This is a genomic window from Corynebacterium sp. HMSC074C03, assembly GCF_001838285.1.
Lineage (GTDB): Bacteria > Actinomycetota > Actinomycetes > Mycobacteriales > Mycobacteriaceae > Corynebacterium > Corynebacterium amycolatum.
Genome location: NZ_KV836207.1, coordinates 1 through 14374 on the forward strand (window position 1 = coordinate 1; position 14374 = coordinate 14374).

12 protein-coding genes are annotated in these 14374 nt (G+C 55.5%); 11 read left to right on the top strand and 1 reads right to left on the bottom strand.

The features are described 5' to 3' along the window. Positions 1-490 precede the first annotated feature (490 nt). Positions 491-925: a pyridoxamine 5'-phosphate oxidase family protein gene (locus HMPREF2847_RS04620; protein WP_016422245.1), complete on the top strand. Its 435-nt coding sequence runs from the start codon at positions 491-493 to the stop codon at positions 923-925. Between the two features lie 179 nt (positions 926-1104). Then, complete coding sequence (locus HMPREF2847_RS04625) at positions 1105-1701, top strand: TetR/AcrR family transcriptional regulator (protein ID WP_224784081.1); 597 nt, start codon at positions 1105-1107, stop codon at positions 1699-1701. Between the two features lie 127 nt (positions 1702-1828). Here the strand turns inward: HMPREF2847_RS04625 and nadE are convergent, their stop codons facing one another. Next, the gene (gene nadE, locus HMPREF2847_RS04630) at positions 1829-2680 is read right to left on the bottom strand and encodes an ammonia-dependent NAD(+) synthetase (protein WP_070851668.1); all 852 of its coding nucleotides are present in this window, start codon (positions 2678-2680) and stop codon (positions 1829-1831) included. Positions 2681-2718: 38 nt separating this feature from the next. Here nadE and HMPREF2847_RS04635 point away from each other — a divergent pair, with 38 nt between their 5' ends. The 9 genes from HMPREF2847_RS04635 (at position 2719) to ctaD (ending at position 14214) form a co-directional block, all read left to right on the top strand. Beyond that, on the top strand, positions 2719-4200 hold the full coding sequence (locus HMPREF2847_RS04635; RefSeq protein WP_141765053.1) for a sugar porter family MFS transporter: 1482 nt from the start codon (positions 2719-2721) through the stop codon (positions 4198-4200). A 251-nt stretch (positions 4201-4451) separates the two neighbouring features. Further along, positions 4452-4574 carry a type B 50S ribosomal protein L36 gene (gene ykgO, locus HMPREF2847_RS04640; protein WP_005511141.1) on the top strand — a complete coding sequence of 41 codons (123 nt, stop codon included), beginning with the start codon at positions 4452-4454 and terminating at the stop codon, positions 4572-4574. A gap of 747 nt (positions 4575-5321) precedes the next feature. Then, positions 5322-5546 carry a glutaredoxin-like protein NrdH gene (nrdH, locus tag HMPREF2847_RS04645; protein WP_005511161.1) on the top strand — a complete coding sequence of 75 codons (225 nt, stop codon included), beginning with the start codon at positions 5322-5324 and terminating at the stop codon, positions 5544-5546. Positions 5547-5631: 85 nt separating this feature from the next. Further along, positions 5632-6054: a class Ib ribonucleoside-diphosphate reductase assembly flavoprotein NrdI gene (gene nrdI, locus HMPREF2847_RS04650; RefSeq protein WP_070851670.1), complete on the top strand. Its 423-nt coding sequence runs from the start codon at positions 5632-5634 to the stop codon at positions 6052-6054. 174 nt (positions 6055-6228) lie between these two features. Next, the gene (gene nrdE / locus HMPREF2847_RS04655; RefSeq protein WP_187401081.1) at positions 6229-8373 is read left to right on the top strand and encodes a class 1b ribonucleoside-diphosphate reductase subunit alpha; all 2145 of its coding nucleotides are present in this window, start codon (positions 6229-6231) and stop codon (positions 8371-8373) included. A gap of 235 nt (positions 8374-8608) precedes the next feature. Further along, on the top strand, positions 8609-9334 hold the full coding sequence (gene deoD / locus HMPREF2847_RS04660) for a purine-nucleoside phosphorylase (protein ID WP_070851671.1): 726 nt from the start codon (positions 8609-8611) through the stop codon (positions 9332-9334). 50 nt (positions 9335-9384) lie between these two features. After that, the gene (locus tag HMPREF2847_RS04665; protein ID WP_083327317.1) at positions 9385-10830 is read left to right on the top strand and encodes an MFS transporter; all 1446 of its coding nucleotides are present in this window, start codon (positions 9385-9387) and stop codon (positions 10828-10830) included. A 338-nt stretch (positions 10831-11168) separates the two neighbouring features. Further along, complete coding sequence (gene nrdF / locus HMPREF2847_RS04670) at positions 11169-12185, top strand: class 1b ribonucleoside-diphosphate reductase subunit beta (RefSeq protein WP_016422253.1); 1017 nt, start codon at positions 11169-11171, stop codon at positions 12183-12185. Between the two features lie 328 nt (positions 12186-12513). Further along, a complete protein-coding gene (ctaD, locus tag HMPREF2847_RS04675) occupies positions 12514-14214 on the top strand; it encodes an aa3-type cytochrome oxidase subunit I (protein ID WP_048732989.1) in 1701 nt (566 codons plus the stop codon). Positions 14215-14374 lie beyond the last annotated feature (160 nt).

Here is a 14374-nt window from a genome sequence, read left to right on the forward strand (position 1 = left end):
TAGCTGAAGCTACGGTACGCGCGGAACTGGAGGCGGAAATGGGGGATACGCCCGGCGCGGGGGTGAACCTATAGGAGGCTGAACATTCTCGGTAGGAAACTGTTGGCCTATTGCCTGAAGCGCTGGGGCGGTTTTGTCGTACTGTTGCTGACGGCTAGGCCATGATTCCCGTAAGGCGGCGGGGTGTGTAATCGTCGCGCCGGGCGGGTGTGGTGGTGACAAATTGACCTGGTGTTTTGCGGTGGCACGTCCGTGGATTTGGCATAAATTTGGCACGCGCGGCGTAGCTAGTTTTGGGAAATGCCTGTTTACCTGCAGGGGGGCGGTTTTTTCGTGAAGCCCCGTTAGCTCCACCAGTATGAAATCCCTCGGTCGAAATGACCGGGGGTTTTCTTGTATCTACCCTGGGTAGTGTGCTCGCCGTTTACCTCAGTGATTGGTATTCCGTATGGCTGTAGCAACTTTGTCTAAACGGTGGAATACTGGGGGTATGGCACACAACGACTCCGTTATTCAGAAACTGTCCACCGAAGAATCCCTCGAGCTGCTGGCTACGCAGACTTTTGGGCGCCTGGTTGTTCGTCGTAAAGATGATATGGATCTTTTCCCGCTGAACTACGTCGTTCATGAGGGGAGCATTTACTTCCGCACTGCCGAGGGGTCGAAGCTTTTTACTGTTTCTCTGAACCACGATGTTCTTTTTGAGGCCGACTTTGTTGACAAGGATGCCCAGAAGGCATGGTCGGTCATTGTAAAGGGTGACGCAGAGGTTCTCACCTCCCGCGCGGATATTAACGCTGCAGATGAGCTGCCGCTGAAGCCCTGGCTGCCGACGTTGAAGTACAACTACGTGCGCATTACTCCGAACGATGTTTCCGGTCGCCATTTCCACCTCGGTGAGGAGCCGAATCGCTACGAAGTGTAGCGGCGGCATACGGTGCTTTTGCTTTACGACGGTGGGAGGCTCCGTCGTAAAGCAAAGCTAGCAGCGTGCAAAGGCAGCATTTAGTGACTGAGCACCGCCGTTAGCTGTTTTTTTAAAATTGTTAGGTTAAATTACCCAAAAGCGCCCTAAGTGAGATTCAACGCGTTACAGTCACAAATGTGACGTGCACCATAGAATCGACCGATGGGGTGCCAGCGCAGCCCGATGTGCGCAGGCAGTCCCCACGTATGCAGAAGATCGTAGATGAAGCGCGCGCGATGCTGCGCGAATCGGGTTGGAGCGCAATCAGTATGCGCCGTCTAGCGGCGCGGCTCGATGTGAAGGCGCCATCGCTGTATAAGCACATCAGCGGCAAAGAAGAGCTCCTCCAGCTGCTGCTGACCGAGAGTCTCGAGAATCTGGGCAAGCGTATTCATGCTGCCATTGATGAGGAATGTACTTCGGCGTCTCTGCTGCAGGCGTACCGCCAGGCAGTTCTCGACGATCCGCATGGTTACCGGCTGATGAGTCGCACTAATTTCGTGAATGTCGTCTCGCCTTCGTCATTGGATGCCTGGATTCGCGATGCATTCATTAAGGTTGCCGGCGATGAGCCTAAGGGATTGGCCATGTGGGCGTTCGCCCACGGTTTGGTGACCGCCGAGCTCGTCCAGGATGGTTCACCTGCGCTGGAACCAAGTGCCGAAGCCGGTGCGGCAGACAGCTTGGCCGCAGTTGGAGCTATTTGGGACGCTGGCGCGGAGGCCTTCTCTTAAGGGGTTTCTCTTAAGAGGTTTGCTGCCCTGTCTGGAACGTTAATCCAGCCCGCTCAGGTGGGCGATAGTAGGCGGGGAAGTTTTTGAGCAGGATGACAGTGTTGAATCGGTGGCCCGGGACAGTAGCCTAGCGCCACCAGGAATCGGCCGGTCCGGGAGGGACGGCTCGCTTGTGCCGGGAAATGGAGTAGAGATGCTCGATTCGCGCGGCATCCTCATCTGAGACGGCCTTGCCTTCGAGGTAGTCGTCGATGGCGGTATAGGTCACCCCGAGTGCAACTTCGTCGGGAAGCGCAGGGCGATCTTCTTCCAGGTCGGCCGTCGGCACCTTCTCCCACGTACTGGCTGGTGCGCCGAGGTGACGGAGTAAGGCCGCGCCCTGGCGCTTGCTCAGCCCCTGCAGCGGGACGAGGTCGCAGGCGCCGTCGCCGTGCTTGGTGTAGAAGCCGGTGACAGCCTCCGCGGCGTGATCTGTGCCGATGACCAAAGCGCCGTCAACACCCGCCACTGCGTACTGGGCAATCATGCGCATGCGGGCCTTAATATTTCCCTTGTTGAAGTCGCTGATAGCGCTGCCGGCCAGGGCATCGGTGACCTGGGCGGTCATCGCGGCGGTGGCCGGTTCGATATCGATAGTTAACCTTTGGTCAGGTTGAATGAATTGCAGTGCCACCTGTGCGTCGTCCTCATCGGCCTGCACGTCGTGGGGGAGGCGAATGGCAATGAAGGTGGCGTCCTCGCCGCCGTCGCGAAGCTTTTCGACGGCCAACTGCGCTAGACGTCCGGCTAGCGTGGAATCTTGACCGCCGGAAATTCCGAGCACGAATCCCTTGGCGTGCGCGGCGCGGAAATAATCGCAGAGAAAACCGACTCGGCGGCTGATTTCCTCGGCGGCATTGATGGTGGGCTGGACGTGGAGGTCGTTAATAATTTCCGACTGGAGGGGGTGTGGGAAATCCTGTGTGCCTACTGGTGTCATGAGCCTCACTCTACCGCTAGTTCAGGATGGGAAAAGGGATGATTTTCCTGCCAGAAGAGTGCCAAAACTCTCATCTTTATCGAGTAAGTGCTGTTCGGATAGGGGGTCTTTGGCCGGACGGTGGCAAGATTTCCAGCGTGAGTACAACCGAACAGAATAAGACTGGACCGAACCGGGAAACCACCACAACTCGGTCGATAGCCGTGGCTATCATCGCCGCTCTGGGCGGCCTCCTCTTTGGTTACGACACCGGTGTCATCTCGGGCGCGCTGCTGTATATCCAGCGCTCTTTTGAGCTGACTCCAGGACAGGAGTCCACTGTCACCGCCATGCTCTTGGTCGGTGCGGCAATCGGTGCGTTCCTAGGTGGTCGCGTAGCGGACTCTCTGGGGCGCCGTGGCACCATCCTGCTCGGAGCGGTCGGCTTCATCATCGGCAGCATCTGGTGTGCTTTCGCTACTAGTGCGTTTTCGCTGGGCGCTGCGCGTACTTTGCTCGGCGTCTGTATCGGTGGTGTTTCCATCGTCGTACCGATGTACATCTCCGAAATGGCACCACCGCATGTGCGTGGACGCCTGGTCAGCCTGAACTCGCTGATGATCGTGATTGGTCAGCTGGTGGCGTTCCTCACCAACTCCGCCCTAGCCTCCTCCGGTAACTGGCGACTCATGCTTGGATTAGGCGCTGTCCCCGGCATCGTGCTGCTCATCGGCATGCTGGTTCTGCCGGACACTCCGGCCTACCTCGTCCGTCGACGACAGGAGGGCAAGGCGCTGGCCGTGCTGCGTCAGATGCAGGGAGATGAGGCGACGTTGGCTGAGGTTGCCGTTGGTGAGGCGTCGTCAAGCGCCGATCAGCGTGCAGCCGAGCGCCTTGCCGTGAAAACCCCGTGGGTGCGACGCACCGTCATCATTGCGATGCTCATTGGTGTGACGCAGCAGGTCACGGGCGCGAACGCGATTATGTATTTCGCGCCGACGATGATGAACAAGGTTGGCTTGTCGACGGAAAGCTCTGTCTATACCTCCATCATCATCGGTATCGCCTCGGTGATTTCGTGTGCAATTGGTATGAGCATCATTGACCGCGTTGGTCGTCGGCGAATGCTGATTATCGGTTTGGTGGGCTGTGCAAGTTCGCTGCTCGTGCTGGCGCCCGTCTATGGTTTGTCGAGTAACTCTTCGACGGGTGCCATGATGTCGCTTCTGCTGATGACCGTATTTATCGTGTTTCAGCAGGCGGCTGTGTCGGTGGCGACCTGGCTCCTGATTTCCGAGATCATCCCGACAGAGGCCCGTGGCCTGGGGATGGGGCTGGCAGGGCTCGCGCTATGGGTTGCGAACTGGTTTGTGGCGCAGGCTTTTCTTCCGATGGTGGATGCTGTCGGTGGTGCGTGGTCGTTCTTCTTCTTTGCCATTACGGGCGCAATTGCGCTGGTATTCACCATCAAGGCGGTGCCGGAGACCTCAGGTAAGACGCTTGCCGAGGTCCGCGAGTACATGATTGCCGCTGCCAAGTAGAGAAGTGGAAGCAGTTGCAACGTGGGGAGTCGCGATCTTGGGGTTGCCCGTCAAAGAACATGTTTCCCCCGGATTTTTGGAGTTATTCCGCTTATTAGGTAGTATGGCAACTCGTGTCGTAACGCATCCTCTTTGATATTTCTTCGGATTATCAGGAAGGGTGCGTTGCCAGGCAGTCACTGGGGTGATTGTCCGGGGAGAGTGCAGTGTGCACATCCCCGTTTCGGAGCCGAGTAGAAAGGAGCGCCCGAATGAAGGTCCGCAAGTCCCTTCGGTCGCTGAAGAACAAGCCGGGCGCTCAGGTCGTGCGCCGTCGTGGCAAGGTCTACGTGATCAACAAGAAGGAGCCGCGCTTCAAGGCCCGTCAGGGCTAAGCCTTATTTAGGCTAGCGCGAAGCAAATAGCTTCCTCATTTATTGCCAAAACCGCAATCTGAAGTCGCAGTTTTACTGTGGCCAAAGGTTGCGGTTTTTGGTTTTTGGAGGAGGTAGGTTCAGGCGGTGACAGCGTTTATGGCTGGGGGCGGTGGGGCGATGGAAGTTACTGACTGCGTTTATGTCAAAATTGGCCCGAAAATTGGCTTGAAAGTGTCATAAACTCGCACAGTTTCATATGTGCAGCCCGTGTTCATATGTGCAGCCTGCGATTTTTGAGATCGCTGCGGAATCCGAAGTTGGGTAGGGGGCAGGGCAGGGTAGGGACACTGCGGCGCCTGGAATCGGTGCGGTCGGCTGCGGGGCGTCATGCAGTAATTGGTTTAACCAAAATGGACCGATAGTTGTTTTTCTACGATTTTCTAGAATTTTTAGCGTGAAATTACAAGGTTGTGGTGCGTCTGTGTACAACATCTTGTGCGCCAGAGATCTCCGAACAGGGAATACCATGGTTGTGAGTACTACATCTAGTATGACTAGAGTTTTCTAGGCACCAAGTGTAGTGTTTTCGATGTCGAGCCAAGGAGAGCTAAAAGGACCTGTCTGCCACCCGTACTCGGTTTCTCATGAACCCTGGGAGCTTTCGGTCATTCAACCAATCCGCTGATTCCTCGGCCGCTTCCGTTGTTTGTACGAAGTCGATCCGATTCATTGGTCTTACCCAAAGCCAGAAAGTTTGTGAGAGTCATGGTTACCGTTTACAGCAAGCCTGCATGTGTCCAGTGCCGCGCTACCACTCGTGCCCTTGATAAGGCTGGAATTGCCTACGATATCGTCGACATCACCATGGACGATGAGGCTCGGGACTACGTCATGGCTCTCGGTCACCTCCAGGCGCCGGTCGTTGACACTGGCACTGAGACCTGGTCGGGTTTCCGTCCGGACCGCATCAAGGCTCTCCAGGCAGCGTAAGAATCACACACCTCCCCGCAGATTTCGTTAACCGCACAGGAAACGGAGATTGCGGGGGTTTTGCGATGTAAAGGGTGAAGCTCTCATGCTGGTGGTGTATTTCTCCTCGGCGACGGGGAATACACACAAGTTTGTTGAAAAGCTAGGTATCAAAAATGCCCGCATTCCCATCCGTCGTAATGAGCCGGAGCTTATCGTCGATGAGCCCTATGTCCTCATTTGTCCGACTTATGGTGGTGGCGTTTCCATCAGCGGTGGTAACTCAAGGCCAGTTCCTCCGCAGGTCATCAAATTTCTTAATAATGAGCACAACCGCTCTTTCATCCGAGGTGTGATTGCTGCCGGCAATCTCAACTTCGGTGAGGACTTCTGTAAAGCAGGGGATGTCATCTCCTACAAGTGCAAGGTTCCATATCTATATCGCTTCGAGCTGATGGGAACCGACCACGATGTGCGGCGAGTCCGAGAAGGGCTAGAGGGGTTCTTCCACGGTAGAGCCAGCGCCTAAGTTGGCAATCCTCAGTGTCGAGGGAAGGGGCACTGAGGACAACCGAATGGATACGCTCGCGGAAGCCGTCGTAAAGCGGTGTGCGAAGAAAATAGCTAGATTGGATTGCTCTGGGCAGTGTTAGAACAGACCCTGCGCAGGCAAATGAATATTAAAGGAGTCAACGTGTCGGAAATGGGCAAGCAGGTCGCGGAGCCGGTGGGTGAGGACAAGCTGGATTACCACGCGCTCAATGCGCTGCTGAATCTGTACGGTGAAGACGGCAAGATTCAGTTCGATAAAGACCGCATGGCTGCGCGGCAGTTCTTCTTGCAGCATGTCAATCAGAACACTGTGTTCTTCCACAACTTGCGGGAGAAGCTCGATTATCTGGTAGAGAACCATTACTACGAGGCCGAGGTTCTGGAGAAGTACGAATTTGAGGACGTCAAGGCACTGTTTAAGCAGGCCTACGCCCACAAGTTCCGTTTTCAGACTTTCCTGGGTGCTTACAAGTACTACACCTCGTACACACTGAAGACCTTCGACGGCAAGCGTTACTTGGAGCGCTACGAAGACCGTGTCTGCATGGTTGCTCTCACGCTTGCCGACGGCGACTTGGGGCTCGCGCAGCACCTGGTTGATGAGATCATCGCCGGACGCTTCCAGCCTGCTACTCCTACATTCCTCAACTCCGGTAAGGCCCAGCGCGGCGAGCCGGTGAGCTGCTTCCTGCTGCGTATCGAGGACAACATGGAGTCCATTGGCCGCGCCATCAACTCCTCGCTGCAGCTGTCCAAGCGCGGCGGTGGTGTGGCGCTGCTGCTGAGCAACCTGCGTGAACAGGGTGCTCCGATTAAGCACATCGAGAATCAGTCTTCCGGTGTCATCCCGGTTATGAAGCTGCTGGAGGACTCCTTCTCCTACGCTAACCAGCTGGGTGCTCGTCAGGGTGCTGGCGCTGTCTACCTGCACGCGCACCACCCGGACATCATGCGCTTCTTGGATACCAAGCGTGAGAACGCGGACGAGAAGATTCGCATCAAGTCGCTGTCGCTCGGCGTTGTCATTCCGGACATCACGTTTGAGCTGGCCAAGCGTAACGACGACATGTACCTCTTCAGCCCGTACGATGTTGAGCGCGTCTACGGTAAGCCGTTCGCGGACGTTAACATCACCGAGAACTACGCGGACATGGTTGAGGATCCGCGTATTCGTAAGCAGAAGATCAACGCGCGTCAGTTCTTCCAGACCATCGCCGAGATTCAGTTTGAGTCCGGCTACCCGTACATCATGTTCGAGGACACGGTTAACCGCGCGAACCCGATTGAGGGCCGCATTAACATGTCGAACCTCTGCTCGGAGATTCTGCAGGTCAACACCCCGTCGACCTACAATGCGGACCTATCCTACAAGCACGTTGGTGAGGACATTTCCTGTAACCTTGGCTCGCTGAATATTGCGATGACCATGGACTCGCCGGACTTCGGTCGCACTGTCGAGACTGCCATCCGTGGCCTGACTGCGGTCAGTGAGCAGACTTCTATTGACTCGGTGCCATCGATTCGCAAGGGCAATGACGGATCGCACGCGATCGGCCTGGGGCAGATGAACCTGCACGGCTACCTTGGCCGCGAGAAGATTATGTATGGCTCGGAAGAGGGCCTGGACTTCACCAACGCCTACTTCGCAGCAGTGCTCTACGCTGTCCTGCGCGCATCCAACAAGATTGCTCGCGAGCGCGGTCAGAAGTTCGTCAACTTTGAGAACTCCGACTACGCCAGCGGCAAGTACTTCGACAACTTCGATCCGGCAGAGTTCCAGCCGAAGACTCAGCACGTCAAGGAGATCTTCGCGAACTCCACCGCACACATTCCGGACGCTGAGGACTGGGCGCAGCTGAAGGCCGACGTCATGGAGTACGGCCTGTTCAACCGCAACCTGCAGGCAGTGCCGCCGACCGGTTCGATTTCCTACATCAACAACTCGACTTCGTCGGTTCACCCGATTGCGTCTCAGATTGAGATCCGCAAGGAGGGCAAGATTGGTCGCGTTTACTACCCGGCTCCGCACTTGGACAATGACAACCGCGAATACTTCCAGGATGCTTACGAGATCGGCTACGAGAAGATTATTGACACTTACGCGGTCGCTACCAAGTATGTTGACCAGGGACTGTCGCTGACCTTGTTCTTCAAGGACACGGTGAGCACTCGTGACCTCAACCGTGCGCAGATTTACGCATGGCGCAAGGGTATTAAGACTCTGTACTACATCCGCCTGCGTCAGGTTGCGCTGGAGGGTACTGAGGTCGAGGGCTGTGTATCCTGCATGCTTTAAGCAAGCGTGCTTGAGGGCTAGGCATCTAATGCTTTAGCTGTAGCGCATTGAAGGCGCGAGAATTTCCCCGAGTTTTGTCGGGAGGTTCTCGCGCCTTTTTCGTCACTCCACCCAATTGGGAACAAATGTAAATATTACTATTGACGGTTGTAATGCAGGCAATTAACCTGGGCAGTGGTACACCAATGTTCGCATAATTTTCACCCACGGCTAGTGGGAGAAGGGGCTGGAAGCCATGTCCGATACCACTGGTAAGAGCACTCCACACATCAACCCAAAGGGTGCGCCGATTGCAGAAACCATTTTGTTGCCAGGTGATCCGCTGCGTGCGAAGTTCATTGCGGAGACCTATTTGGACGATGTTGTCCAGTTCAACGAAGTTCGCAACATGCTGGGCTTTACCGGCACCTACCAGGGGCAGGAAGTGTCTGTCATGGGGTCCGGTATGGGTATTCCGTCTATCTCGCTGTACTCCTGGGAACTTATCCATGTTTTCGGCTGCAAGAAGCTGATTCGCGTCGGTTCGTGCGGCGCGTTGCAGCCGGATCTGGACCTGTATGACGTGGTTATTGGCCAGACGGCGTCGACTGACTCTAATTTTCTATCGCAGTACAACTTGCCGGGAACATTCGCCCCGTCCGCGTCTTTCCGCCTGATTGAAGATGTTCGCGATCGTGCCCGCGAGCAGGGCATCACAACACACGTCGGCAACATCTTGTCCAGCGATATTTTCTACAACTTCCAGGAGGATGTGAACGACCGTTGGGCACGCATGGGTGTGCTGGCGGTGGAGATGGAATCTGCTGGCCTTTATGCCACAGCCGCCGAGGCCGGTGTGGAGGCCATGGGAATCTTCACTGTGTCGGACAACATCGTTACCGGGGGAAAGACCACTCCGGAAGAACGTGAGAAGGCCTTCACGACGATGATGGAGCTGGCATTGCCGCTGGCTCGACTCTAGTGTCCTGGTCTGTAATCAATTGGCTTGAAGTGTGAAATAGGTACAGTGCGATGAGCAATCCCGCCAGCAATACCAGCTTGAATGTGAACCCCTCTCAAAGCGCAGCGTCCAACGCTGCCGCGCCAAACCCTAAGGCCGCAGTCCCGGTCTTGCTGTTTTCCTTTGTATTCTGTTTGGTCTTGGACAATGGCTTTAAGTTCATGACCAAGCCGATTGCGGAATCTCTGGATCTCAGTGTCTCCACGGCCAGTCTGCAGGCGACACTCGCCGGTATTTTGATTGGCATTGGCGCGGTGGTGTACGCCGCATTGGCGGACAGCATCAGTATCCGCAAATTGATGATTGTCGGTATCGGCTTTGTCGCAGTGGGCTCTCTACTGGGTTATTTCTTCCAGGGCGTATGGCCAGTGGTGCTTACTGCCCGCATTATTCAGACTGCCGGTCTGGCGGCGGCTGAGACACTCTACGTCATCTATGTCACCAAGTACCTAAGCCCAGAAGATCAGAAAACCTACCTCGGCTTTTCCACCGCGGCTTTCCAAGCTGCACTGCTGATTGGAACGTTGACCTCGGGAATCGTGGCTACCTATATTTCCTGGCCGGCTATGTTCCTGATTTCGCTCATTCTGATAGTTGCGATTCCGTTCCTGATTAAGACAGTTCCGGAGGAGCAACAGCAGAAGAGTCACCTGGATATCGCTGGCCTGTTCCTCATCGCGGTCATCGCCACTGCGCTGATGCTGTTTATGCAGCAGTTCCAATGGTGGTGGCTGGCAGCTGCTGCGCTAGGTGTCGTGCTCTTTGTCTCGCACATCCGGACACATGACAACGCCGTGGTCAGCCCGTCGTTCTTTACCAATGCCCGCTACGTTTGCGCGCTGATTGTTGTGCTCGTGGTTTACATGGTCCAGTTGGGGTATTCGGCCATTCTGTTGCCGTATATGGTCGACGAACTCTATGGCATCAACCTCGACGGTGCTGCCTATATTCTCGCGCCGGGCTATCTCTGCGCGGTCATCGTTGGTGTAATGTCCGGCAAGGTTGCCAAGTTCCTGACTTCGAGGCAGGCTATTGTCGCTGCCATCAGCATTATTATCGTCGCACTGCTCATTCCTGCGGTGCTGCCGGGAGCCGGTGTTTCCACGGTTATCGTGTCTATGATTCTGTTCCCATCAGGGTTCGCGCTCATGTATGCGCCGTTGGTCGCGACCGCACTGCAGGACATTCCTGCGGCCAAGTCCGGTGTTGCAATCGGTTTCTACAATCTGACTATCAACATCGCCGTCCCGGTTGGCATTGCGTTAACGGCTATGCTTGTTGATTCTCGACCGGCCTTCTTCAGCGCCCTTTCCATCGCGCAGTCTGAAGCAGAAGGGGTCTCCGCTACCATCGCTTGGTTGCTGGCGCTCATGGCTGTCGTAGGTTTGCTGGTGTACGTCATCTCCGACCGCATCATCAATGACACCGCAGAAAACCGCGAGAGGGTCCAAGCCTAGGTTCGCGCAACATCTTGCGCTTGGTGCTTGACGACGGACATTGCGTCGTCAAGCACCTTTTTCCTTGTGTGACGTGGGCGCATGAGGGGAGAGGGTACAAATAAAAGGCGTTCATTGGAGAGATGAGCAAGAGCCGCGTGCTTAATAATGCGGGTGTGGGTAAGCTGCTAAGGGTAGTGGCTCCTTTCATCGGGAGCCTGACGTTTCGTAGTGGGACAAGGCTGGAATAGCCACCGCTGCAGCCGCCGTTTTGAACTCACTAAGAGTGAAGGACGTTCCTTATATATAAGGTGCGTTCGAAAAACGGCAATTTCAATGAAAAAGGGAGAGGTTTCCACGTGAGTTTCGATGATTGCCCACCCTCGACTCCGGCGCACCGTGAGAAGAATCCAGAGTCGCGTGCATGCCCAGTTGCGGCTATTGACTGGAACACGATTCCTGATGACAAGGATCTCGAGGTTTGGGATCGTCTGACCGGTAACTTCTGGTTGCCGGAAAAGGTGCCACTGTCGAATGACATCAAGAGCTGGAATACGCTCAACGCGCTGGAGCAGCGCACCACGATGCGCGTGTTCACTGGTCTGACCATGTTGGACACCATCCAGGGCACAGTTGGCGCAGTATCGCTGATCCCCGATGCGCTGACTCCGCACGAGGAAGCTGTGTACACCAATATCGCCTTTATGGAATCGGTGCACGCAAAGAGCTACTCGTCGATTTTCCAGACGCTGGCGTCGACTCCTGAAATCCAGGATGCGTTCCGTTGGGGCGAGGAAAATGAGTACCTGCAGAAGAAGGCCAAGATCATCCTCGACTACTACGAGGGCGATAACCCGCAGAAGAAGAAGGTCGCTTCCACTTTGCTGGAGTCCTTCCTGTTCTACTCGGGCTTCTACCTGCCGATGTACTGGTCCAGCCACGCCAAGCTGACCAACACCGCGGACATTATTCGCCTGATTATTCGTGATGAGGCAGTTCACGGTTACTACATCGGTTACAAGTACCAGCGCAACCTGGAGCGTCTGACCCAGGCTGAACGTGACGAGCTGAAGGATTACACCTTCGATCTCATGTTTGATCTCTACGACAACGAGATTCAGTACACCGAAGAGATGTACGACGAACTCGGTTGGACCGAGGATGTCAAGCGTTTCCTGCGTTACAACGGCAACAAGGCTCTGAACAACTTGGGCTATGAGGGTATGTTCCCGGCCGACGAGACTCGAGTTTCGCCGTCAATCCTGTCGGCTCTGTCGCCGAATGCTGACGAAAACCACGACTTCTTCTCAGGTTCCGGTTCTTCTTACGTCATGGGTAAGGCTGAAGTAACCGAGGATGAGGACTGGGACTTCTAAAAGTACAGGTGTAGGGACCATTCCGCACCGAGCCCTATTCTGGTGACAGCACACACGGGGGTAGTAGTCCTAGCCTCGACGGTTCCTGCTAAAAAGGCGTTAGCCCAGGTTAAGACAATTCTCAGGAAACTAATAGTGTGCTTAGCTGAGTGGAGAAGTTGGCCGGAAAATCCCTTGGCCTTAACTTTTTCCAAGGTTCAGACTAGAATCTGGCACATAGTGGTAGGTGGGTTCGCCGTCGCGTACTCACCTGCACTATTCTCACAAGGACAAAACTTCAAATCCCTGTAGTGAGTTACAGGAAATCTTCGCGTAGTAAGGAGGAAGAATGACTGCAGTAGCGCCTCGTCCAGATCATGGCGTTGTAGCGCCGGAACGGCCGCAGCCGTTCGGACATGAGCGTAAGGGCAGCTGGGCGTGGGAAATGCTGACCACGACCGACCACAAGAAGCTGGGCATTATGTACATCATTATGTCCTTCTCGTTCTTCTTTGTCGGCGGTCTGATGGCTCTGCTTATCCGTGCTGAGCTCTTCGCCCCAGGACTTCAGTTCCTTTCTAACGAGCAGTTCAACCAGATGTTCACCATGCACGGCACGGTGATGCTGCTTCTGTTCGGTACCCCGATTGTTTGGGGTTTTGCTAACTACATTCTGCCGCTTCAGATTGGTGCTCCGGACGTGGCTTTCCCGCGTCTGAACGCTTTCGGCTTCTGGCTGACCACTGTTGGTGGCATTCTGATGCTGTCGGGCTTCCTGACTCCGGGTGGTGCTGCTGACTTCGGTTGGACCATGTACTCTCCGCTGTCTGACCCGATTCACTCCCCGGGTGTCGGTTCTGACCTGTGGATTGTCGGTGTCGGTATCGGTGGTGTCGGTACCATCGCTTCCGCTATTAACATGACCACCACTGTCCTGTGCCTCCGCGCACCGGGCATGACCATGTTCCGTATGCCAATCTTCACCTGGAACATCCTGGTTACCTCGATTCTGGCTCTGCTGATCTTCCCGATTCTGACTGCAGCTGCTCTTGGTGTTCTGTACGACCGTAAGCTGGGCGGTCACATTTACGACCCGGCAAACGGTGGCGCCATGCTGTGGCAGCACCTGTTCTGGTTCTTCGGTCACCCAGAGGTCTACGTTCTGCTGTTGCCGTTCGTGGGCATCATTACTGAGGTTGTTCCGGTCTTCTCCCGTAAGCCGCTGTTCGGCTACGCAGGTATGGTCTTCGCAACCCTGTCTATTGCAGGTCTGTCCATGGCTGTGTGGGCGCACCACATGTTCGTGACCGGTGGCGTTTTGCTTCCGTTCTTCTCGTTCATGACCTTCCTGATTTCGGTCCCGACCGGTGTTAAGTTCATCAACTGGATGGGTACCATGTGGCGCGGCCACATGACCTTCGAGTCCCCGATGACCTTCGCTCTCGGCTTCATCGTGACCTTCCTGTTCGGTGGTCTGACCGGTATTATGCTGGCCTCCCCGCCGCTGGACTTCCACGTCTCCGACACCTACTTCGTCGTGGCACACTTCCACTACACCCTGTTCGGTACCTTGGTCTTCGCTTCCTACTCGGGCGTTTACTTCTGGTTCCCGAAGATGACTGGTCGTATGCTCGACGAGAAGCTGGCAAAGGTTCACTTCTGGCTGACTTTCATCGGCTTTAACCTGACCTTCCTGGTCCAGCACTGGCTGGGCAACGAGGGCATGCCGCGTCGTTACGCCGACTACCTCGAGACTGATGGTTTCACCACCCTGAACATGATTTCCACCGTTGGTGCATTCATCCTGGGTCTGTCTGTTATCCCGTTTGTCTGGAACGTCTTCAAGTCCTGGCGCTACGGTGAGGTCGTCACTGTTGATGACCCGTGGGGTTACGGTAACTCTCTCGAGTGGGCTACCTCTTGCCCGCCGCCGCGCCACAACTTCACCTCGATGCCGCGCATCCGCTCGGAGCGCCCGGCGTTCGAGCTGCACTACCCGCACATGGTTGAGCGTCAGCGCGCAGAGGCCCACGTTGGTCGCCAGCTCTAAGAGCTAGTGGCTACATGGCTGATGCAACTCTGAGTTAATAACTACGCGAAGCTACGGCCCCATCACGGATCTCCGTGATGGGGCCGTAGTCTTGTCTTTGAGAGTCTTTCCTATGGAAGGCGCAGTAAGGGGGGTGTCCCTATGTTTTTGTCAAGTGCCA

Bases quoted from the DNA above. Each gene is read 5' to 3' on its own strand.
- ykgO (WP_005511141.1), top strand. From the start codon at position 4,452: ATGAAGGTCCGCAAGTCCCTTCGGTCGCTGAAGAACAAGCCGGGCGCT.
- ctaD (WP_048732989.1), top strand. From the start codon at position 12,514: ATGACTGCAGTAGCGCCTCGTCCAGATCATGGCGTTGTAGCGCCGGAA.
- nrdI (WP_070851670.1), top strand. From the start codon at position 5,632: ATGCTGGTGGTGTATTTCTCCTCGGCGACGGGGAATACACACAAGTTT.
- HMPREF2847_RS04665 (WP_083327317.1), top strand. From the start codon at position 9,385: ATGAGCAATCCCGCCAGCAATACCAGCTTGAATGTGAACCCCTCTCAA.
- HMPREF2847_RS04635 (WP_141765053.1), top strand. From the start codon at position 2,719: ATGATTTTCCTGCCAGAAGAGTGCCAAAACTCTCATCTTTATCGAGTA.
- nadE (WP_070851668.1), bottom strand. From the start codon at position 2,680: ATGACACCAGTAGGCACACAGGATTTCCCACACCCCCTCCAGTCGGAA.
- nrdE (WP_187401081.1), top strand. From the start codon at position 6,229: ATGGGCAAGCAGGTCGCGGAGCCGGTGGGTGAGGACAAGCTGGATTAC.
- nrdH (WP_005511161.1), top strand. From the start codon at position 5,322: ATGGTTACCGTTTACAGCAAGCCTGCATGTGTCCAGTGCCGCGCTACC.
- deoD (WP_070851671.1), top strand. From the start codon at position 8,609: ATGTCCGATACCACTGGTAAGAGCACTCCACACATCAACCCAAAGGGT.
- HMPREF2847_RS04620 (WP_016422245.1), top strand. From the start codon at position 491: ATGGCACACAACGACTCCGTTATTCAGAAACTGTCCACCGAAGAATCC.